At 43.1% G+C, this 20,793-nt stretch carries 13 protein-coding genes; 1 reads left to right on the forward strand and 12 read right to left on the reverse strand.

The genetic code is table 11. From position 1 onward, the window contains the following. Nucleotides 1-232: 232 nt before the first annotated feature. The 9 genes from adhE to NYE25_RS12625 form a co-directional block, all read right to left on the reverse strand. The gene (gene adhE, locus NYE25_RS12585; RefSeq protein ID WP_042129885.1) at nucleotides 233-2,854 is read right to left on the reverse strand and encodes a bifunctional acetaldehyde-CoA/alcohol dehydrogenase; all 2,622 of its coding nucleotides are present in this window, start codon (nucleotides 2,852-2,854) and stop codon (nucleotides 233-235) included. Between the two features lie 401 nt (nucleotides 2,855-3,255). Then, nucleotides 3,256-4,719, reverse strand: coding sequence for an ABC transporter substrate-binding protein (locus NYE25_RS12590; protein ID WP_341052546.1), 1,464 nt, complete (start codon nucleotides 4,717-4,719; stop codon nucleotides 3,256-3,258). Between the two features lie 132 nt (nucleotides 4,720-4,851). Further along, nucleotides 4,852-5,724, reverse strand: coding sequence for a carbohydrate ABC transporter permease (locus NYE25_RS12595; protein ID WP_042190530.1), 873 nt, complete (start codon nucleotides 5,722-5,724; stop codon nucleotides 4,852-4,854). 1 nt (nucleotide 5,725) lies between these two features. Beyond that, entirely contained in the window at nucleotides 5,726-6,646 is a 921-nt protein-coding gene (locus NYE25_RS12600; protein ID WP_042129891.1) for a carbohydrate ABC transporter permease, read from the reverse strand. Nucleotides 6,647-6,763: 117 nt separating this feature from the next. Beyond that, complete coding sequence (locus NYE25_RS12605) at nucleotides 6,764-8,092, reverse strand: response regulator (protein WP_341052543.1); 1,329 nt, start codon at nucleotides 8,090-8,092, stop codon at nucleotides 6,764-6,766. A gap of 19 nt (nucleotides 8,093-8,111) precedes the next feature. Beyond that, entirely contained in the window at nucleotides 8,112-9,905 is a 1,794-nt protein-coding gene (locus NYE25_RS12610) for a cache domain-containing sensor histidine kinase (protein WP_445667129.1), read from the reverse strand. A gap of 555 nt (nucleotides 9,906-10,460) precedes the next feature. Then, nucleotides 10,461-11,096, reverse strand: coding sequence for a beta-phosphoglucomutase (gene pgmB / locus NYE25_RS12615; RefSeq protein ID WP_341146030.1), 636 nt, complete (start codon nucleotides 11,094-11,096; stop codon nucleotides 10,461-10,463). Nucleotides 11,097-11,128: 32 nt separating this feature from the next. Further along, nucleotides 11,129-13,411, reverse strand: coding sequence for a glycosyl hydrolase family 65 protein (locus tag NYE25_RS12620; protein ID WP_341146031.1), 2,283 nt, complete (start codon nucleotides 13,409-13,411; stop codon nucleotides 11,129-11,131). Further along, nucleotides 13,408-15,714, reverse strand: a complete 2,307-nt coding sequence (locus NYE25_RS12625) for a glycoside hydrolase family 65 protein (protein ID WP_341146032.1) — start codon at nucleotides 15,712-15,714, stop codon at nucleotides 13,408-13,410. Before NYE25_RS12625 ends, NYE25_RS12620 begins: the two co-directional genes overlap by 4 nt. Before the next feature lie 419 nt (nucleotides 15,715-16,133). Here NYE25_RS12625 and NYE25_RS12630 point away from each other — a divergent pair, with 419 nt between their 5' ends. Further along, the gene (locus NYE25_RS12630) at nucleotides 16,134-16,859 is read left to right on the forward strand and encodes a Crp/Fnr family transcriptional regulator (protein ID WP_042129903.1); all 726 of its coding nucleotides are present in this window, start codon (nucleotides 16,134-16,136) and stop codon (nucleotides 16,857-16,859) included. 272 nt (nucleotides 16,860-17,131) lie between these two features. On the opposite strand, the gene NYE25_RS12635 is transcribed toward NYE25_RS12630, so the two are convergent. From NYE25_RS12635 to nirB, 3 genes are read right to left on the reverse strand one after another with little or no spacing between them, the layout of a single operon-like run. Beyond that, nucleotides 17,132-17,923: a formate/nitrite transporter family protein gene (locus NYE25_RS12635; RefSeq protein WP_341146033.1), complete on the reverse strand. Its 792-nt coding sequence runs from the start codon at nucleotides 17,921-17,923 to the stop codon at nucleotides 17,132-17,134. Between the two features lie 52 nt (nucleotides 17,924-17,975). Then, a complete protein-coding gene (locus tag NYE25_RS12640; protein WP_341146034.1) occupies nucleotides 17,976-18,296 on the reverse strand; it encodes a nitrite reductase (NAD(P)H) small subunit in 321 nt (106 codons plus the stop codon). A gap of 33 nt (nucleotides 18,297-18,329) precedes the next feature. Next, complete coding sequence (gene nirB / locus NYE25_RS12645; protein ID WP_341052527.1) at nucleotides 18,330-20,753, reverse strand: nitrite reductase large subunit NirB; 2,424 nt, start codon at nucleotides 20,751-20,753, stop codon at nucleotides 18,330-18,332. Between the last annotated feature and the right edge of the window lie 40 nt (nucleotides 20,754-20,793).

Here is a 20,793-nt window from a genome sequence, read left to right on the forward strand (position 1 = left end):
TTTATTATATTTGTAGAGATCGCGGGCTTGAAGGTTGATCCCGTGTCTCGTGATCCCCAAAAGATGTGGTTGTTCCAAATTTCACAATCAACATTTCATATGTGGGACCGTTGTTTATATAAACATTCTAGTTTATTTTCTATAAAAACACTGTGACAAATATCACCTTTCGAGTGATATTTGTCACCTTTATCTAAGTCCACAACTATCCTATTCTCTATTTAACCATTTATTAATTATCAAATCTTCCGTAGAACGCATTACGGTATACATCAGCAAGCTCAGATACCAGTGGCAGCTTAGGATTGGCAGTTGTACATTGATCTTCAAACGCACGGTCAGCCAAGTAATCTACGCGGGATTCGAAGTCCTTAGGATCAAAGCCCAGTTGTTGGAACGATTCTTCGATGCCCAATTTTTTATTCATATCGCGAATAGCATTGATCAGGCTAGTTACACCTTCTTCAGTTGTGCGAGCTGGCAATCCCAGAATACGGGCAATTTCAGCATAACGCTCATCAGCTACGAAGTGCGAATATTTAGGGAACGAAGCGAACTTCGTAGGTTTTTTAGCATTGTAACGGATAACGTGTGGCATAAGGATCGCGTTAGTACGACCGTGAGCAGTGTGGTACTGTCCGCCCCATTTATGCGCCAAACTGTGGTTAATACCCAAGAATGCATTGGCAAAGGCCATACCAGCAAGTGTTGATGCGTTATGCATTTTCTCACGTGCTACTCTGTCGCCTTCCAGCGCCGATTTTTCAAGGTATTGGAATACAAGTTGGATCGCTTTAATAGCTAGACCATCAGTATAGTCACTCGCCATAACAGATACATAAGCTTCGATAGCATGTGTCAATACGTCCATACCTGTATCAGCAACTGCAGTTTTTGGCAAGCTGTATACGAACTCTGGATCAATGATAGCCACATCTGGAGTTAACTCGTAGTCAGCCAAAGGATATTTGGTGTGCTGTTCAGTTGTTTTATCGGTAATAACTGCGAAAGATGTTACTTCCGAACCTGTACCCGAAGTAGTTGGAATCGCTACAAACTTAGCTTTGTTACCAAGTTTAGGGAATTTGTATACCCGTTTACGGATATCCATGAATTTTTGTTTCAGACCATTAAAGTCTGCGTCTGGATGTTCATAGAATAACCACATTCCTTTTGCAGCATCCATTGGGGAACCGCCGCCAAGTGCGATAATGCAGTCCGGTTGGAATCTGTTCATCATTGCAGTACCTTTTTCAACTGTAGTTGTCGATGGATCTGGTTCAACTTCAGAGAACACTTCGATAGCTACAGGAGTTTGACGTTGACGCAGGTAATGTTCAACTCTTTCAACATATCCAAGCTTAACCATCATTGGGTCAGTGATAATTGCGACACGTGTGATATCAGGCATTTTGGTCAGGTACTGAGTAGCGCCTTTTTCGAAATAGATCTTGTCAGGTACTTTAAACCATTGCATATTCACGGTACGACGATTCACCCTTTTCACGTTGATCAAATTGATTGCTGTAACGTTTTGCGACACGGAGTTACGACCATAAGATCCACAACCCAGAGTCAACGAAGGGATATTAGTGTTATAGATATCGCCGATCGCACCATGTGTGGAAGGCGAGTTAACGAGAATACGTCCTGTTTGCAGACGGTTAGAGAACTTCATGATTACTTCTTCGTTGTTGGAGTGGATAGCCGAGCTATGTCCCATACCACCAAATTCAACAATTTGAGCTGCGCGTTCGATACCTTGATCTGCATTTTTAACTTTGTAGCAAGCAAGAACCGGGCTTAATTTTTCAGCGGAAAGTGGATATTTAGTGCCTACACCTTCAAGTTCTGCTACCAGGATCTTTGTGCCGGCAGGGACTTGAATGCCACACATTTCAGCAATTTTCACTGCGGATTGACCTACGATTGCTGGGTTAACCGCACATTTATCTACGTTCATTGCTCCACTAGTCAGTTTGGCAGCTTCTTCTTTATTCACAAAGTAGCAGCCATTAGCAATCATTTTTTTCTTCACTTGATCGAAGATTGGTTCTTCGATAATAACAGCTTGCTCGGAAGCACAGATCATACCATTATCAAATGTTTTAGAAAGAATGATGTCCGTTACGGCTTGATCAATATCCGCGCTCTTTTCAATGAAAGCAGGTACGTTACCAGGGCCTACGCCAAGTGCTGGTTTACCACAGCTATAAGCTGCTTTTACCATTGCAGAACCACCAGTTGCCAAGATAAGAGCAACGTCTGGGTTGTTCATCAATGCGTTTGTCTTGTCCATTGTTGGCATTTCAATCCATTGGATACAGTTCTCAGGAGCGCCAGCTTTCACGGCAGCATCATGAAGAATTTTTGCAGCAGCTGCACTACACTCTTGCGCAGATGGGTGGAAACCGAATATAATAGGGTTCCGTGTCTTAATCGAAATCAACGCTTTAAACATCGTGGTGGATGTAGGGTTGGTTACCGGTGTGATACCCATAACAATTCCGACGGGTTCAGCAATTTTTTGGAAGCTATCATAAGCGTTGTCTTCAATAACGCCTACTGTTTTATCGTATTTAATTCCGTGCCAGATATATTCAGTTGAGAAGATGTTCTTCGTAATTTTGTCTTCGTATACGCCGCGTCCAGTTTCTTCTACGGCCAATTTTGCGAGGTACATATGTTTGTCGAGTCCAGCCAACGCCATTGCATGAACGATTGTGTCAACTTGCTCTTGGTCTAGCGCCATGAACGCCTCATGCGCTTTTTTTGCTTTATCCACTAAATTCTGAATATACTCTTCAGCGGTAACTTGTTTAACTTGGGCGGCGACTTCGTTCTTAACTGCCATCTCCCTCGTCCTCCTGTCAATTTTTAGTTGTTTTTCTCTACACATTTATCTTATCACATGATTTCCACCTTGTATAGTGAAATCTTTCACAAAGTATAAAGTTTTTTTGATTTGTTTTCAAAGCGCTTTCATTCGATCATATTATAGTCTTTTTACCATTTTATGTGCTATAAAACCCTTTAAATCTTAGAATTATACTTTAATAAGCAAAATTTCAGCTCCTTTTTATTCCATATATCTAAAATCAGTACACAAAAATATATTCTCTTCATCACAGTCAATTACGATTTTCCTACACTGTAATAATTTCCAATAGATTATCACTATTTCTGAAGATTTATAAATTTATAAATCTTCACAACAAAAAAACCGGCCCCAAAGGGGCCGGTTTTTGCATTAAACTATTCCGCTTTAATCGTATCAAAGAATTTCTCTTGTACTGTTTTAGCTGCTGCTTCTAGCTGGCTCTTGGAATCCGTTCCTTTTTTGGAGAACAGCTCTTGAATGACATTGGACATGGTTGCGTAGTAGTCCTGTGTATTGTATTGAGCTTCAGGTTTACCATCCAAAAGTCCCATAATGTCAGGGCTATATTGGTATACGTTGGTGTACTTGTCATAAACCGCTTTGGTCTTCTTACCAAACTCAGAATCTGCTGAGTAGTAATCTAAGAGTGGCGGGATAAAGTATTTACCATCAGCTGTACGTTGTTGAAGAACTGCATCCAGTGCTTCCAAACCTTTATCAGAGAAGTAATCAAATGTGATATAACGGAATGCCATTTCTTGCTCATCTGGTGTTGCATTCGGATTAATTACGAGGTAATCACCACCAAGTACCCCCGTATGCTTGCCGCCTTTTTCCATAGCAGGCATTGGATATGTGAGCACATCCTCAGGTTTCAGTCCACCTTGATTCAGTGCTTGCTCGATTACGCCATCGGACCCAGCCATTACCATAGCTGTACGACTTTGTTGGAATGCGCCTACAGCATCGCCCCAGCCAAGTGCCCAGTCCTGAGGAATCGCGTTAGCTTCCCATCTAAGTTTCTTGTAGAAATCCAGTGCTTTAACACCAGCATCGGAATTAAAGGTAGCGACAACCTTCCCGCCTTCAACCTTTTGAATTTCACCGCCAGCTTCGAACAGGAAGTTGGTCCAGTTCCAGCCTGCTTCGTTACCTTTACCCATTGGAGCAATACCGGAAATACCTTTTTTGACATCAGCTACGCCTTTAGCCGTATTCAGCATATCATCCCAAGTCCAATCCATTGGTGGGACCGCAACGCCTTTTTCATCCAGCATTTTTTTGTTGATCATAGTAGTTGTTACATAACCTTTTTGAGTTACTCCGAAAACTTTACCATCAATGATGAACTGATTTTGCAGTACTGGGTTAATTTGATCCTTAAATTCGTATTTGTTCCAAAGATCCGTAATGTCAGCAACCCAGCCCTTTTCCACCAGGAATTTAGCTTCTGTAGCATAGGTGTTAAAGAAGGTTGGTGCTTCATTCGCAGCCATTTTGATTCCGATTTCACTTACATTGTACTGCCAGTCGTCTTTAACAATTTCAACATTTGGATATTCAGCCTGGAAACGTTTAATCTTGTCATCTTCTTGCGCTCTCACTTCAGTCAAGTCAGGTGTTGGATAGTGAATCTTGATCGTCACTTTTCTTTGAGTAATGTCATCCACTGGCGCCTCTGTAGCGGTTGCTGTATTATCCGTTACCGCATTTGTTGGCGCAGTAGATGCTTCCCCGCCTTTGTTTCCCGCTGTGTTTCCGTTATTGTTGCCGCTGCAAGCAGATAACAACGATCCGGCTACAAGTACGCTTAGTAGAACGCTAGAGTACTTACGCATTGAAACTCCCCTTTTCAACTCATAATTATCTTACATATCGATCATAAATTAGAAACCGTTTACAAACGAGGTGCATTTATATTCCTTTCATGTGCATGTTTACGATCCGTGGGTAAATTCGTCGATAATTGCTTATCCTTTCACTGCCGACAAAGCAACCCCACGCATAATGAATTTCTGGAAAATCAAGAAGACAATGATTGGAGGCAAGGATACTATAAACAGGATTGCAAATTTAATATTAGTATTGAGTGCCTTCACATTAATAACGTATTTATAAATGGCTGTCGCAAGCGTATATTTCTCTTCACTGTGCATAACCAGAGATGGCCAGAACCAGTCATTCCATGCGGTAGAAAAGATAAAGATCGCTAATGTAGCAAAAATCGGAATGGATAGTGGCACGGCAATGGAGAAAAAGCTTCTCGGCTCAGAGGCCCCATCAATTCGTGCTGCTTCAAAGATTTCCGGGTGAATTCCGTCAAAAAAGTTCTTTAACAATAGAAAGTAGAACGTGTTCGCTCCCGCTGGCAACCAGAAGGCCGCGTACTGATTTAGCAATCCAAGCTCCTTCAAATTGACAAAGTTCGGGATCATGTAACTGGTCGCCGGAATAAACAATGTCATCAGGAAGAAGAAATAAATAGCTCTTTTGTAAGGAACATTCATACGAGAAATACTAAAAGCTGACATTCCCAATACGACAAGCGTCACGACCATATTCCCTAAAAAGATATAAATGGTGTTTCTAAGGAACATGGGTAGATCAATGTAATTCATCGCATCTTTAAGATTACTGAAGTGCCATTCCTGAGGGAAAAAATGAGGCGGGAATGAATTCACCTCTTGATTCGACTTCAACCCGTTGAATAACGTCATACAAATCGGGTACAGCATGCTAAAAACCATAACCAAAATGACTACGCACATCAAGCCATAAACAATCTTATTACTTGTTTTTTTCAAATCGTGTTCTGAAAGAATTCCTCTATCTGCGCTCTTCATCTTAGTAGTCCTCCTTGTTAAGCTTGAACTGTAAAATGCCCAAACCACCTAGGACAATGAACATTAACATGCCAAGCGCAGTAGCTGTTCCATAATCGAGTCTTGTAAATGCATATTTCACGATCAACAGCGCATAGGTAAGCGTAGTATTATTTGGCCCGCCATCAAGCAGCGCCATCTGTGACTGGTACCCTTGTGAAGTACCAATAATTTGCAGGATCAGCATCAAAAAGATTAAATTACGCAGTGAAGGCAATGTGATGTACTTTATACGTGCCCATATACCTGCTCCATCAATCTCAGCGGCTTCATACCAATCTCTTGGAATGCTGAGTACAGCAGCTAAGTATATTAGCATCCCTGATCCGAACTGCTGCCATGTTTCCATAAACACAAGGGAAATCATCGACCATCTTGTATCTGTTAAGAAGGCAACCTGATCCACACCCATTGTGCCTAGTAACGCATTAATCGGGCCCACCGGATCATAAAGCCATCTCCACAGTCCATAGAGAACCACACCAGGCATTACGAAAGGAAGGTAAGCCGCTACACGTACAAAGCCCCCAAACTTTCTCAGCTCCGAGATCATGATAGCAAAAGCAATCGGAACCCAAAAACCGATAATAAGACATAGAAACATGTAATACCCAGTGTTCTTTAATGCGGTCAAAACATCTGGATCACTAAGTGCTCTACTGTAGTTCTCAAAGCCTACAAAGCTATTACCTTTCACAAAATCAACATGGTAGAAGCTGTACAGTAAGCCTTTAAAAATTGGAACCCACAAGAACATAATAAAAATAATTACGGCAGGTACGAGGAACATATATCCCCAAAAGTTTTTCTTCCAGCGGTTTTGCTTGTACGGTGTCCCCTTCAGCGTCGCCGGGTTTTCGGTTACTACTGCGGTTTGATTCATCAGGCTCCCTCATTCCATTGTTCTATCAGCATTTTTCGCAAAATGCTTCCTACCTTAAATTGTAGGAAATGAGGGTTGTACTGAACATGTCTATATCTACCGAAGTCATGAGTGTTTTTACTTCTTCAATTCGCTGGGGCTAATCCCATAATATTTTTTGAAAATTTTACTAAAATGCTCGGGCGATTCATAACCCACACGTTCCGCAATTTCGTATCTGCGAAGATCGGTATTCAAAATCATCTCCCGACTTTCCTCCATCCGGAGCTTAATTACATATTCCCACAGGTTATAACCTGTATTTTTCTTAAATAGGTAGCTCAAATAATTGGGGCTAACATGATTTTTCTTAGCCACATCGTGAATCGTCAGTCCTTTTTGAGCATAGTTCTCGTCAATATATTCTTTTGCTTTTTGTACGATCAGATTGCTATGCGTATGAAGTTCTTCTACAGAAGGATCACTCGTGTAACTGTTCCAGTTGAAATCCCCATAATAGAACACGTAATGGTCACTATGCTCATTATTCCAGAGAATTGCATTAGAGGCTTGGCGGTTCAAAACGGCCATAAACGAAAGCCCCTTTAAAATCTGGCTAATGCCAATGACTACGTTCAGATGTAAATATTTATGGATATTAAAATGTAGACTACGACCAAGTATATCTAGCCTGTTGATTTGGCCGGCAGAAGAATCCTCATAGCTTTTTTCATCCCATTGAATAATGATCGTAATTTCTCCATCCGGCGCATAAAAGGCTATCGAGTTCCATTCCTGATCCATTAATTCTTTGGCAATGTTCAGCGCAGCATAACAAAGAAGCCGTCTGTCCCGCATAGTATACTGCTTTTCCTGGTTCGCTCCAGACAGTGGCACCTTAAGTTTTAAGACGGAAAAATACGGCCCTTGTAGCTTCAGGTTATCCAGCTTCAGGAGGTTATCTCCCTCAGCTAGTACAACTCCAGGGTCAGTGAGTAATTCGTTCAAGAGCTTGCTATATTCCGGCAGCGGCTCTTCCAGTCGAAAGCTTTCGTTAATTCCAGACATGAAGACATCTAGTTCTGGTGAGGGCTTCCCCATCTTAAGGAGCACATTTCGAACCGAATCCAAAAACTGCTCACTATTCAAAGGCTTGATTAAATAGTCCTTTGCCCCGAGCCTAACAGCCATTTGAGCATATTGAAACGTCTCATGAGCAGAAATCACGATGGTCTGTACCCATGGTTTGGCTAGTTTGGCATGCTGCATCAAATCAATTCCACTCATCGCACCCATCTGTATGTCCGTAACGAGCAGATCAATTTCCTCCATACGTATACAGTCTAGTGCTTCAAATCCACTATTAGCTGTATAGATATTAGAAATATCCAGCCCGGATGAAGCTAATAAATTGCTCAATCCTTTACAAATCAATGGTTCGTCATCCACAACCAATATATTGAACATATCTGCATGCTCCCCTTCCTTAGTCCTGATTCTCCGATTTCGGAAGCTTAACTGTTACTAGCGTTCCGCCTTCTGTACGAGGGGTATAGCTGATGCCATAATCAGAGCCAAAATGTAAATGAATACGCTGGTTAATATTGCGGATACCATAACCGCTAGTGGGATTGGGGCTTTCATCATTCAATACAGCTTCTATGGCTTCATAGTCAACAGACTTATAGCCGTTATCTTCAATAGAGATCCTAACAGTTTCATCCTCACATACTGCAGTAATGATGATCTCGCCATCCTCGCCCATATTTTTAACCCCATGAATAATAGCATTTTCTATTAATGGCTGCAGCGTGATTTTTGGAATTAGGTTGCTTTTCGTATCCGGGTGAATATTCATCACAACTTGAAATACATAATCATAACGGTGCTGCTGTAGCTTGATATAGGCCGTTGCATGCTCCAGCTCTTCTTCAAGGCTGATCAGCTCCCTTCCCCGACTAAGACTGATCTTCATTAGTTTGGACAATTCCTTGATCATCTCGGCGGATTCGACATTTCCTTCTAAAGAGCTTTTCCAATAAATGCTCTCTAGGGTGTTGTAAAGCAAATGAGGGTTGATTTGTTGATATAGAAGTTGAAGCTGGGATTCCTTCTGTTTAAGCTCCATCTGATATTTGTATGTGATTAATCCGTTCAGCCTTCGGGCCATATCATAGGTAGAAGCAATCAGCACACTGACCTCATCGTTACTCCCCCTCCGTGGTGTCTCTGGAACTCGATTACCCGGCTCGTATTTTCGCACGAAAAAAGCCAGCTTTTGCAAAGGAGTCATTAATGAACGCCAGAAGTACGTAATCATAATTAGTCCAAATACTGCATAAGCCACGGTGATATATTGAATAACACTTTTCATTTCGTTCTGTTGCTGCAGTAGCGCCTTCACCGGAACTTTGTAAACCAGTTTTTGTCCAAGCGCATGGTTATTGTTAACCACATAGATAAAATCAGAGGTAATCACATCCACTGTACCTTCCAGATCCTCGGCAACAACCGTCTCCGGCAGCTCAATCACTTCTCCAGTATTATTCGTAGTGGAGGCGAGAACACGATTGTTTAAATCTGTTAAGTAAATTTCGCCGTCAGGCAAAGAGATGGATTTGAGGGATTCTCCAATTTTTGAGTCCATTTTGGTGATAACCAACACTCCAATGGTCTCCGCTTTTCTGGAAATGTTGTTTACAGCTCTCATGTAAGTAAGTGTCTTTAAATTCTCCGCTTGTGCGCTTAGCCTCTCTGTGAACTTCAGCGAGCCGCGTCCTTTCTTCTGAACAACCTCCTCAAACCAGTAAGGTTCTTCGACTTTAGAAAAGAAATAAACTCCCGCCTTCTTAACCTGTGGAAAATTGGGAGCAAAAAAGTAATAATCATTCGGATCGTATATATAAAGGGAGTAATAGATGCCATCACCACGTTCAGCCCCCTGAGAGTAACTGACCAACAGCTTCTCTATTGTCTCATATCGTTTGACCCGCTCCAGTATGGTATCCGAGCCAGTCATATTCATTTGCTGAATCAGAGGATTTTGAATCACGGTGGTAGTGATTTTATTTACTGTATCGATATCCCGATTAATGATCGTAAAGTTCTGCTTGTTCAATTCCACATATGCATTCGTAACATGGCGCTTCAGTATTTGCTCCGCCTTCAAATTCCCAAATATGTTCAAAAAGAAAATAGGAGATATCATAATCAGGAATAGTAGGATGAGCTGCTGCTTGACGCTCAGCTTTCGAATCAATCTAATCAGCCTAGACAACACTATAATCACACCTCCGGGTTCAATAACTATATCAAAGAGATAAACGCTTACATATGTTCATTTTAAAGTTTTTTATGGTCATTTGTATGTAGTTTTTTTCTGTTGTGCGGATTTGAATGAGAGGGAATCATGGTGTCATTACGAGGAAACTTTGGACTTACGGCCGCTGTTGTCTCCAGATTTTCTGATTTATACCGCCACTGGCGGATAAAATCCGGAGACAAAGGCGGACGCTTTCGCTCCTCCAGTTCCAAAATTCCTCTCCATGACCTTCTTCCCTCTCAAAAAAACCGAAAACAGAAAAAAGGGAGGGAGAGTGAAGGCCACTGCGTGGGGCTATGAGAGGTATTATTCTCCTCTGTTTTACACTGTTGTGGGCTTCACATTTGTTGAGCTTTTGGATGAGCGATTGGATTACCCAATGAGCGACATTACTACTTGGTGTGCGCAGTTGTACTTGATAGCTGAATACACAGCGTGAGCACAGGAATTTAAAGCAAAAAAAGACCGACCCCACAGTAGCATCAGCTACTTTGGAGTCGGTCACCTTTTTATTTAACTCAACAACTCATACAATCCTTTTACAACCATATCGGCTTCCTTCAGTACTTCCGGCTTACCTATACCTACTACCTTCATACCTGCAGCCTTACCTGCTTGAACGCCCGCTTCCGCATCCTCAAACACGACACATTCGTCCGGCTGTAAGCCTAGCTCCTGACCAGCGATCAAGAATACCTCCGGGTCCGGTTTGGCAAGTGACACTTTGTTACCGTCAACTACGGCATCGAACAGATCCGTAATGTTCAGCTTATTCAAAATAAACTCTGCATTCTTACTAGCTGAACCTAACGCAATTCCAATCCCGCGCGTTCTCAGTCCAGTTAAGTATTCTTTGACCCCAGGAAGCAGTTCCGACTCCTCAAGCTTATAGATGTACTCTACATATAGGCGATTCTTCTTCTCCGCCATCGCAAGCTTCTCCGCTTCTTCAAATTGTAGGCCACCAACTTCCAGAAGAATATCGAGCGATCTCATCCGGCTCACGCCCTTAAGACGTTCGTTATCCTCCTCTGTAAATGTAAAGCCTAGCTCGTCAGCAAGACTCGCCCAAGCCAAATAATGATATTTGGCCGTATCTACGATAACGCCGTCCAGATCGAAAATGGCACCCTTCATATTTTGCAACATGGATTTACTTCCTCTCCGTTGTTAGTTAATGTCTATACTGTTGCTTCAGCCAAGGTTAGCCGCAAGCTCTCACCTGCACCACAGGACTTTCCTTCTCCCCCTTGTACCGAGAACACCAGAGTCCCGCTGTAGTCAGCTGCTGTGGTAACTGTAACTTCATCCTTGCTGATACGCAGTTTAAAGGTATCTCCCCGAAGCGTAACCGGAAGCTCAACAGACTGCCAATGTTTAGGCAGTGAAGGTTTGATATGGACAGTTTCCCCATCATAATCCAACCCTGCAAAACCAAGCACCGCAGCCATCCAAGCACCACCGTTAGCGGCTGGGTGGGTACCACCGATATAAAGATCGCCTACGTACTGCTTAGATTCTCCCGTGAGATCAACAGTAGCCGTGCGCATAAAATATGGATATCCCCAATCCGGCGAACCAATATCGGCAGCTACCAAAGCGTAGATACAAGGACTAAGACTTGACCCATGCTCGGTGCGCGGTTCGTAGAATTCCCAGTTCGCTTGTTTCACTTCCTTGGTGAAGGAATGTTTGAATAGATTTAACATCAATACGACATCCGCTTGCTTCAGTATTGTTGTGGTTGTGGCTAATCCATTACCGCCACCCAAATACTCATTTTTGTTAAGTACACGGGATTTCAAATCTGGCAGCCTAACATCTTCTAAGGTGAAGTAACGGTCGAATTGTTCGATGACAAGACTGGCAGGGTCTGGCTGCGGAACATAGAAGCTATCCAGCATAGCTTTGAACTCTGTCAGAAACGGACCTTCGCTAAACTCTGTAGAGAGTTGATTGTACACTTCCGGATACTTATCTTGCAGCAATTCTGCTGTGCGCAAGGCAATCTCCAGTGTCTCCTTAACCAGAGCATTCGTAAAAGCATTATTGTTCACACGCTCATGATATTCGTCTGGACCTGTTACATCTAGAATCTCGAAGCGTTCTTTTACTGAATTATAGTAAGCATAAGAGTAGAAGAACCGGGCACATTCCCAGATCACTTCCGCCCCTCCGCTAGTCAGCAGACTCTCGTCACCTGTAAATTGAACGTATTTCCAGATCCCATGTACAACATCCCCACTGATATGAACCTGCTTATCACGGAAATAAGTCCGCATTGGTCGACCGGTAAATACATCATTCACATTAAACAGTGTACAAGCATCGTCTCCTGTATCCTGACTTTCCCAAGCATAGAATGCTCCCAAATAACCATATTCCGCGGCCTTCCGGCGAGCTCCGTCCAAGGTATGAATCCGGTACATCATCAGGTTGCGAGCAACCGTTGGATCAGTATGCAGGAAGAAAGGCAGCATAAACATCTCCGTATCCCAGAATACGGCCCCTTTATAGACCTGACCCGATAAACCTCGAGCCGGGATAGAAACCTTTTCCGAAACTGTAGGTGCAATAATTAACAGCTGATAAATACTGTATCTTAGAGCAAACTGGGCATCCTCATCGCCTTCGATAATGACATCACTAAGTGACCATCTTTCTTCCCATTGCTGGCGATGAGCCTGTAATAACTCGTCATAACCGAGCGTTTCAGCAGCTAGAACAGACTTTACTGCTTCTGACTCCGGTACACTAACATCAAGTCCAGTATATACCGCAACGTACTTAAACCATTCATAGGTCTCACCCGTACGCGCTTCAAAAGAAATCCGGCGAATACTAGCGCCCTCATCCAGTTGCTGATCTCCGAAATTAAATACGGCTCTCTCCGCCACAACTACCGGAATGTTCAATTCTCCACTAGTGGAGGAAGAGACTAGTGCCTCACCCTGTGACTGTACTTTTTGACCATAGAGGTGGGGACCATTGATATCCCATACATCTACGTCAATCCCGGTCTCAATCACAATTTGGCAGTCCTGTGTACTATGGATAGAGTATTTACTAACGAGCAGGTGAAGATTGTCCTGGCTTACGAAACGATCTGCTGTAAATGTCAACATCCCACCATCAGATAGACTATAGCCTGTGCTCCGATGATGAATGGCACTACGAATATTCAGCTCCTGAACATGAGAGCTCGGTTCTTGCTCTAGCACACTTAAAGGTTGACCGTTGCAGACAATCTTGGTCCATAATCCATTTGGAGCATTGACAGGTTCTCTCCACTTATCTCCCGCTTTGTCATATAGACCAGCTAAAGTTACGGCAACTAACTCAGTTTTACCGAATTCCTCTAGAGTCCCGCGATACCCCATATAGCCATTGCCTAACATATATTTGTTCCCGTTCGTCGTCACCAGTTGCTTGTCAAAACAGCTATCCCTAACCGCCCAGCTCATCGAGCCAACATCCCTTCACCTAGCGGAAGCATCGTCCCGGAAGCGTCCACCGTAATTGACTGCCCATACACTGTAATATCAGTGCTACCCCCATTAATTGCGGTGAGCGTTACTGAAGTCTTATTGACCAAAATACGTAGTAATACCCCTTCATACATCACTTGGAAGCTATACTCGTTCCAGCGCTCAGGCAATGAAGGCTGGAAGGACAAACGATCCCCATCTGAACGCATACCTCCAAAGCCATACACAATATTCATCCAAGCGGCTGCAATCGAAGTCGTGTGCAATCCTTCGCGTGTGTTACGGTTGTAATTGTCTAAATCCAGTCTTGTCGCAAATTCAAAGAACGAATAGGCTTCTTCTGGCTTGCCGATTTCGCTTGCCAGTATCGAATGGATCGAAGGTGAAAGTGAAGACTCATGAATACATCTAGACTCGTAATATTCATAGTTAGCCAGCTTCGCTTCTTTAGAGAATTGTCCATTATATAAGAACATAAACATGAGAACATCCGGTTGCTTAATCATGTCATAACGGTACAATCGATCATACGACCAGTTCGAGTAGAGCGGAAACTCTGTTACAGGAATGGAATGAATATCAATATGTGGCATATCGAAGAATCCATCATGCTCCTCAAATACTCCTGTCACTTCGTCAACCGGAATCTTCATATTGTCTGCTTTATTTTTCCAATCGGTAAGTTCTTCGTCATGAAGCCCCGTCTTTTCCGCAACCAATGCAAAAGCCTCTGGTGCCTGTTTTTTCATTTCACTCAGGGTGTCACGGGTGTATTCAAATGATTTTTGGGCCATCAAATTAATATAGCAGTTATTATTCACCATCAATTGGAACTCATCAGGACCCATTACGCCAAAATATCCATATTTCCCACTCTGTTGACCCCATTGACCGCGTGTAGCATAGAATCTACTGATCTGAATCAGCATTTCAGCACCTTTACTGTGCAGGAATTCTTTATCCCCAGTATTTTTAACATAATGCCAGATACCATAGGAAATAGCAGTCCCTACATGAAGCTGAAGATTCGAATGCTGCCAGAGATCACAGCTTTCAGTTCCGTCTATTGTAGCAATAGGGTAGCAAGCGCCATCGCAATCAACATCTTTAGCACGTTGCATAGCCTGAGGTAATGTCTTATATCTAAAGTCCAGTAAACTCCGTGCAGCCTTAGGATTATTAAACATATAGAATGGTAAGCAATACGACTCTGTATCCCAAAACGCCAAACCACGATACACTTCTCCCGTCAATCCTTTAGCGCCGATGTTGAACCCAGGATGATCACCATGATAAGTCTGATAAAGCTGGAAAATGCAAAAACGAATGCCCTGCTGATTCTCAGGATCGCCCTCGATCCGAATATCACTTGTCTCCCAGATTCCATTCCAATATGCCGTCTGATCCGCGAATATTTGAGTATCGCTCAGTTGGCTTGCACTTTCAGCAAGAGCTATCCCCTTGCTCCACAGCTCTTCAGCTGTATGGGCAGATTCACTATCCGAACAGTTGATAACCAGCTTTGTAAAATGGGTCGCTTTTCCCTGAGCAAGATCCATAGTAAAGCTTTGTCCAATAAATTTATCATATTCAACTCGCGTAAGCTGAAGCGGCTGTGAAGATTGTAACGAAAAGCTAGAGAATAGCTTGTTAGCTGTATTCACTGTTCTCGCCATAATAGCTGTGGTAGATCCTTGTTCTCCACTGCGGAGACTACTCCACATACATTCGCCGCGTTCCTCATGAATAATGCTGAAATCAAGACCTGCACAAATGTCCACGCTGCCCGAGAAATTAAGGGGCTCAAATTCCACCCGTTGTAGTCCCAGATGAGACATCGTCATACTTACCAAGCGTGTAAAGACAACTTTTAAGCTTTTCCCATCATCTAGGTGCCAGATTAGCTCCCGCCGATAGGTCCCACTACGAAGATCCAGTTTGCGCACATAATCCGATATTTTACTTTTTGCCAGATCAAGCTTTTCACCATTCACAGTGATCCGCGTATACAGCCAGTCCACCGCATTTACCATATATCTCAGCGAGCGAATAATCCCTTTATAATGATTGCCAATGTCCAATTGTTCATTTAGCCCGTTGAAATAACTGCCTTGCAGGGAATCCCCAGAGTAACCTTCCTCAGCATACCCCCGCACACCCATATACTCATTTCCCAGTGAAAAAATAGATTCCGAGGTCCGATTTCGTTCTGGATCAAAGCCCTCTTCAATAATTGCCCAAGGATCTACCTTAAGATATTTGTCTGCCACTTTAGCCATGTATGATTTCCCCTTCTCCTGGTTTTTGCTCCATTCTCAGGATATCGTTCCATACCCGTTGCGCCAATGTCTGACCTTAATGAAGATGTGTGCATTTATACGGAGTTGAAATCGAACGGATTTCTATATCATGAATTTTTGCAGTATAATATGTAGAATCTAATAAGAACAAAAAAAAACAGCAACAGACCCATTATTTGAGAATAATGGATTGCCACTGCTGATATATAAAGAACATATACTTCTTACTCCTTTTTAGTTAAAAATCATATTACATCTAGCACTTTTGAAGTGAAAATAATCACAATGTTGAAAATTCGACACTTTTAAATGGTTTTTCTTAACCAAATCGAAGATTTTAGAGGTATAATTAATTTAAAATTTACTGAAAAACTGAGGGAATAAAGGGGATGTCGATTATGCTAAAAGAACATTACAATGTCATCGAAGCCCACGGAAATACAAACTGTTTCTCCGAACAGAATTTCAACAGACTTCTTGTTACTATGAAAGAACGCGTTGTTCCAGAGGGTTCACATCTTTTCTGGGAAGGCGACTACTCGGATAAATTGTTTTATATCAAACGTGGACGTGTGAAATTAACTAAATCAACGGATGAAGGTAAAGAACTTATTCTTTATATGTACCAAGCCGGCGATATGGTAGGTCAAGCGGACCCATTCTTCAGCACCAAGCACAGCTTTACTGCAGAAGTGATTGAAGAAAGTGAAGTTGGCGTTATCGAGCAAAAGGATTTAGAAATTCTCATTTGCCAACATTGTGATTTTGCCATCGACTTTATGAAATGGATGGGCATTCATCACCGTCTAACTCAAACGAAATTCCGTGATTTGATGATGTATGGCAAACCAGGCGCACTTTGCTCCACTCTCATTCGACTTGGTAATACTTATGGTGAGAAGAGCAGCGATGGTGAGAACATCCTCATCAACAAAAAAATTACGCATACAGATCTGTCCAACATGATCGGTGCCACTCGTGAGAGTGTAAACCGGATGCTGAGTGACTTGCGTAAAAAAGACGCGGTTGAGTACGAGAACGGTATGATTGTCATCAAGGATCTTGGCATGCTGCAGGAAATTTGCCACTGCGAAATGTGTCCAAACGAGATCTGCCGAATTTAATTCCATTATAATGTACCCTCTATTCTCCTCAATGAAACATACATGACCCAATTATTCTACACATTATAAAATAGAGTGGTCAAAGGCGCCTAACATAGGCGTCTTTTTTTATACCACAAGACAAGCAAAAACGCCTTCGGCGTCCCTAATGGACGGTAAGCGTTTATGCGAGAAATATAAGGATAATTTATAGCGTGAAACTTATACTTTGTTATATTTAGAAAAAGAGCTGAACCCGAAATTGGGTCAGCCCTATAACTATAAATATACTCTTAACGCTTGGTCTGTGTACCACGCACGGGAGAGATCATCCAGTAGGCCATGCCAACGAATACGCCACCACCAATTATATTCCCTAATGTAACGGGTATCATATTGTGCATCCATCCGGCAATTGTAACGGTGTCCGGGTGATTCGGGAGCAATACAGCAACACTCAGCAGCGTCATATTAGCCACACTGTGCTCATATCCACTCGCAATAAAGGCAAACAAACACCACCAGATTAGAACCAGCTTCGCAGTTTCACTTTTAGCGCGTGAGGCCATCCATAGCGCTAGACAGACCAGCCAGTTACATAGAATTCCACGGAAAAATAGCTCCGAAAACGGAAGGCTCATTTTCTTGGCTGCAGCCGCAAAGATCAGATGCTCTGGGGGAGCCGCACTGAATAGTCCAGTTCCTCGAATCAAAAGTGCTAAAATCACTGCCCCTGCCACATTCCCTACAAACACAAGCACCCAGTTCTTGACAGTATCCCAGATACTTGTTCTACCAGCTAGTGTACTAACCGTAAAGAACATATTATTTCCGGTAAACAGCTCTGAGCCTGCAAACACAACAAGAGTCAAGGCAATACCGAAGGATGCACCCATAATGAGGGGTTGGAAAGGCGATTTGGCAGCCGCTAGAGGCGCTCCCAGCGAAAAAATAAGGATAATCCCAATGCCTACATATGCTCCTGCCAAAAGGGCTGCTAGAAAATATCTTGGTAAACTTTCATTCATTTGGTCTCGCTTGCTGACTGCCGCCTCAACAATGTTTTCCACACTTTGAGTAAACATAGTACTCCACCCCACCGTTTTCTATTTCATCCTTCACTACAAGCTTCGGTGTCTACAAGCTCACTGCCACAATGTCTCCGACAAGGGAGACTGGATAAGTCATAACGATACCTTGATCAGGTGCCTGAACTTCACCCGTGCGAAGATCTATTTTCCAATCATACAGTGGATCATAAAGAAAGTGACCCGAAACGATCCCTTCCGCAAGCGGCCCCCCTTTTGGATGAGGGCTCCGATTCTCAAGTGCATAGATCGCTCCGTCAGAGGTACGAAATACAGCCAGCTCCACATTTCCAGCAATCACCACACGGCCAATCTGCAGCAGGAAATCCTGTACTGATCCTATTGGATACGTTTGTGTTGTCTTATTCATTGGTCTCTCCCCTTCTGTGTGCGTTATATCCCGCTAGACTCTTGTTTCTTCAAAAAGCGCAGCACGAGTGCTGCTGTCATTGAGCATTTTTTTCCAAGGATCCGTAACCTGAGTCAGAGCAAAGTCAATCCGTGCGGCCAGCTCTTTGCGGTTATCTTCATTATTCAAAATAACCATTTGAATCTGCTCAAGTCCCATACGCTCAACCCACTCGGAAGTTCTCTCCAAATAATTGCCGGTCTCACGGTAATATTGCATCACAGCGGAGCACACTTCAATCAACTCTTCATCGGTCTTAATTTTGCAGAAGGAGTCTGCGATCCGTGGCTTGATCCCACCGTTACCACCGATAAACACTTCCCAACCACCATCATTTCCAACGATGCCAATATCCTTCGTGCAGGATTCCGCACAGTTACGTGGACAGCCGTTGACAGCTATTTTAAACTTGGCAGGAAAATCAAGACGTTCATACTTACGTTCTATGAGCGCGCCCATTCCCAGCGAATCTTGTGTGCCAAAGCGGCAGAACTGGGAGCCCACACAAGTCTTAACCGTACGCAGGGATTTGGCATAACCGTAGCCGGAAGGCATATCCAGCTCTTCCCATACCTTAGGCAAATCTTCCTTCTTCACACCGATTAGATCCAGGCGTTGCCCTCCAGTTACCTTCACTACTTTCACATCATATTTAAGGGAGACATCGGCGATTTTCTTCAAATCCTCCGGCGTTGTTACCCCACCATACATGCGAGGTATCACGGTGTAGGTTCCATCTTTTTGAATATTCGCACCCATTCTTTCATTTACAAATCGGGATTCTTTCTCATCTTGATGGGTATCAGGGTTCATCATCCCTAGATAATAGTTAATCGCCGGACGACACTTAGAGCAGCCTTCCTCTTGTTTCCAACCGAGTACATTCATGACCTCTTTTGTTGTTTTAAGACCTTTAGCTGTAATTTCAGCAACAATTTCATCACGGCTAAGCGTTGTGCACCCACAAATACCTTGCTTAGCAGCTTGCTGGAAACTGTCACCTAAGACAAATTGCAGGATTTGTTCTACTACGGGTTTACAACCACCACAAGAGCGAGTAGCGCCAGTGCATGCTTTGATCTCATCCACAGTAGTAAAACCATGTTCAGTAACAGCATCTACGATCGCTTTTTTAGTTACACCATTGCAGCCGCAGACAATTTCTTCGTCCGCCATTGCTTCCACGGATGTGCTCTTCTTAGCTCCGCCACCGCAGCAGCCTGTTCCCATAACCTCCGTATAAATCTCATCGGTCATTACTGCGCCTTGTTTTACTAACTTTTGAAGATTCGCGGACTCCGTCACATCACCGAATAAGACCGCACCGACAATCACATTATTTTTGAGCAAAATTTTCTTATAAGTTTTCTTCCATTCATCTTTGCTTGAGATCACAGTGTGTTCAGTAGAATCCAAAAACTCACCTGCAGAAAATACATCCACCCCAGATATTTTAAGCTTCGTGGAAACAATCGAACCTTCATAAGGCTTGGTATCGCTACCACATAAATGTTTAGCTAGAACCATGCCTTGTTCAAATAGTGGAGCCACCAGTCCGTAACACATACCGCGATGCTCAGCACATTCGCCGATGGAATATACATTCTGCATGGAAGTTTGCAAATAATCATCCACCACGATCCCACGATTTACGGAGATTCCGCTATGTTTTGCCAATGTCACGTTCGGTTTGATTCCAACAGCCATTACCACAAAATCTGCAGCAAGCGTACTGCCATCACTAAAACGCAATCCACTTACTCTCTGTTCCCCGCTCAATTCTACCGTTTGTTTGCCCATAGCAAATTTCACGCCTTGACGCTCCAGCTCAGCTTGCAGCATCGAGGAGGCATTCCGATCAAGCTGACGCTCCATCAGATCTTCCATCAAATGAACTACGGTAACATCCATACCAAGGTTCACAAGACCTTTTGCCGCTTCCAACCCAAGCAAACCTCCGCCGATAACAGCTGCTTTGCTGTATTGTTTGGCCGCTGCCAGCATCGCATCACAGTCTGAAATGTCCCGGAATCCTACAACGCCCTCTTTATCACTGCCAGGTACAGGTAAAATAAACGAATTCGAGCCTGTCGCAATAATTACCTTGTCGTAGGGGACTATCATCCCACTATCCGTAACAACTTGCTTCGAGCCTTCATCAATTCGTGTGACCGTTGTTCCCGTGTGTAGAGTTATATTATTGTCTTCATACCAATTCCAGTCGTTTAGGATGATATCATTAAGGCTCTTACTTCCTTCAAGAACATAAGACAACATGATCCGATTGTAATTGGGGTGAGGTTCACTTCCAAAAACCGTGATGTCATAAGCTCCACCCAGCTTCAATATCTGCTCAATCGTACCTATGCCTGCCATACCGTTGCCGACTAATACTAGTTTTTCTCTTATCGTTGTCATGGTTAGGTGCCTCCTCAAGCTTATGAATACCTGATCAATT

The sequence above is a fragment of the Paenibacillus sp. FSL E2-8871 genome (assembly GCF_038000345.1).
Taxonomy (GTDB): Bacteria; Bacillota; Bacilli; order Paenibacillales; family Paenibacillaceae; genus Paenibacillus_AQ.

What these genes read in the sequence shown, in the direction of transcription:
- NYE25_RS12635 (WP_341146033.1), bottom strand. Translation starts at nt 17,923, where the DNA reads ATGTTTACTCAAAGTGTGGAAAACATTGTTGAGGCGGCAGTCAGCAAG.
- NYE25_RS12620 (WP_341146031.1), bottom strand. Translation starts at nt 13,411, where the DNA reads ATGAGCTGGGCGGTTAGGGATAGCTGTTTTGACAAGCAACTGGTGACG.
- NYE25_RS12590 (WP_341052546.1), bottom strand. Translation starts at nt 4,719, where the DNA reads ATGCGTAAGTACTCTAGCGTTCTACTAAGCGTACTTGTAGCCGGATCG.
- NYE25_RS12630 (WP_042129903.1), top strand. Translation starts at nt 16,134, where the DNA reads ATGCTAAAAGAACATTACAATGTCATCGAAGCCCACGGAAATACAAAC.
- NYE25_RS12600 (WP_042129891.1), bottom strand. Translation starts at nt 6,646, where the DNA reads ATGAATCAAACCGCAGTAGTAACCGAAAACCCGGCGACGCTGAAGGGG.
- NYE25_RS12605 (WP_341052543.1), bottom strand. Translation starts at nt 8,092, where the DNA reads ATGTTCAATATATTGGTTGTGGATGACGAACCATTGATTTGTAAAGGA.
- pgmB (WP_341146030.1), bottom strand. Translation starts at nt 11,096, where the DNA reads ATGTTGCAAAATATGAAGGGTGCCATTTTCGATCTGGACGGCGTTATC.
- NYE25_RS12595 (WP_042190530.1), bottom strand. Translation starts at nt 5,724, where the DNA reads ATGAAGAGCGCAGATAGAGGAATTCTTTCAGAACACGATTTGAAAAAA.
- NYE25_RS12640 (WP_341146034.1), bottom strand. Translation starts at nt 18,296, where the DNA reads ATGAATAAGACAACACAAACGTATCCAATAGGATCAGTACAGGATTTC.
- nirB (WP_341052527.1), bottom strand. Translation starts at nt 20,753, where the DNA reads ATGACAACGATAAGAGAAAAACTAGTATTAGTCGGCAACGGTATGGCA.
- adhE (WP_042129885.1), bottom strand. Translation starts at nt 2,854, where the DNA reads ATGGCAGTTAAGAACGAAGTCGCCGCCCAAGTTAAACAAGTTACCGCT.
- NYE25_RS12625 (WP_341146032.1), bottom strand. Translation starts at nt 15,714, where the DNA reads ATGGCTAAAGTGGCAGACAAATATCTTAAGGTAGATCCTTGGGCAATT.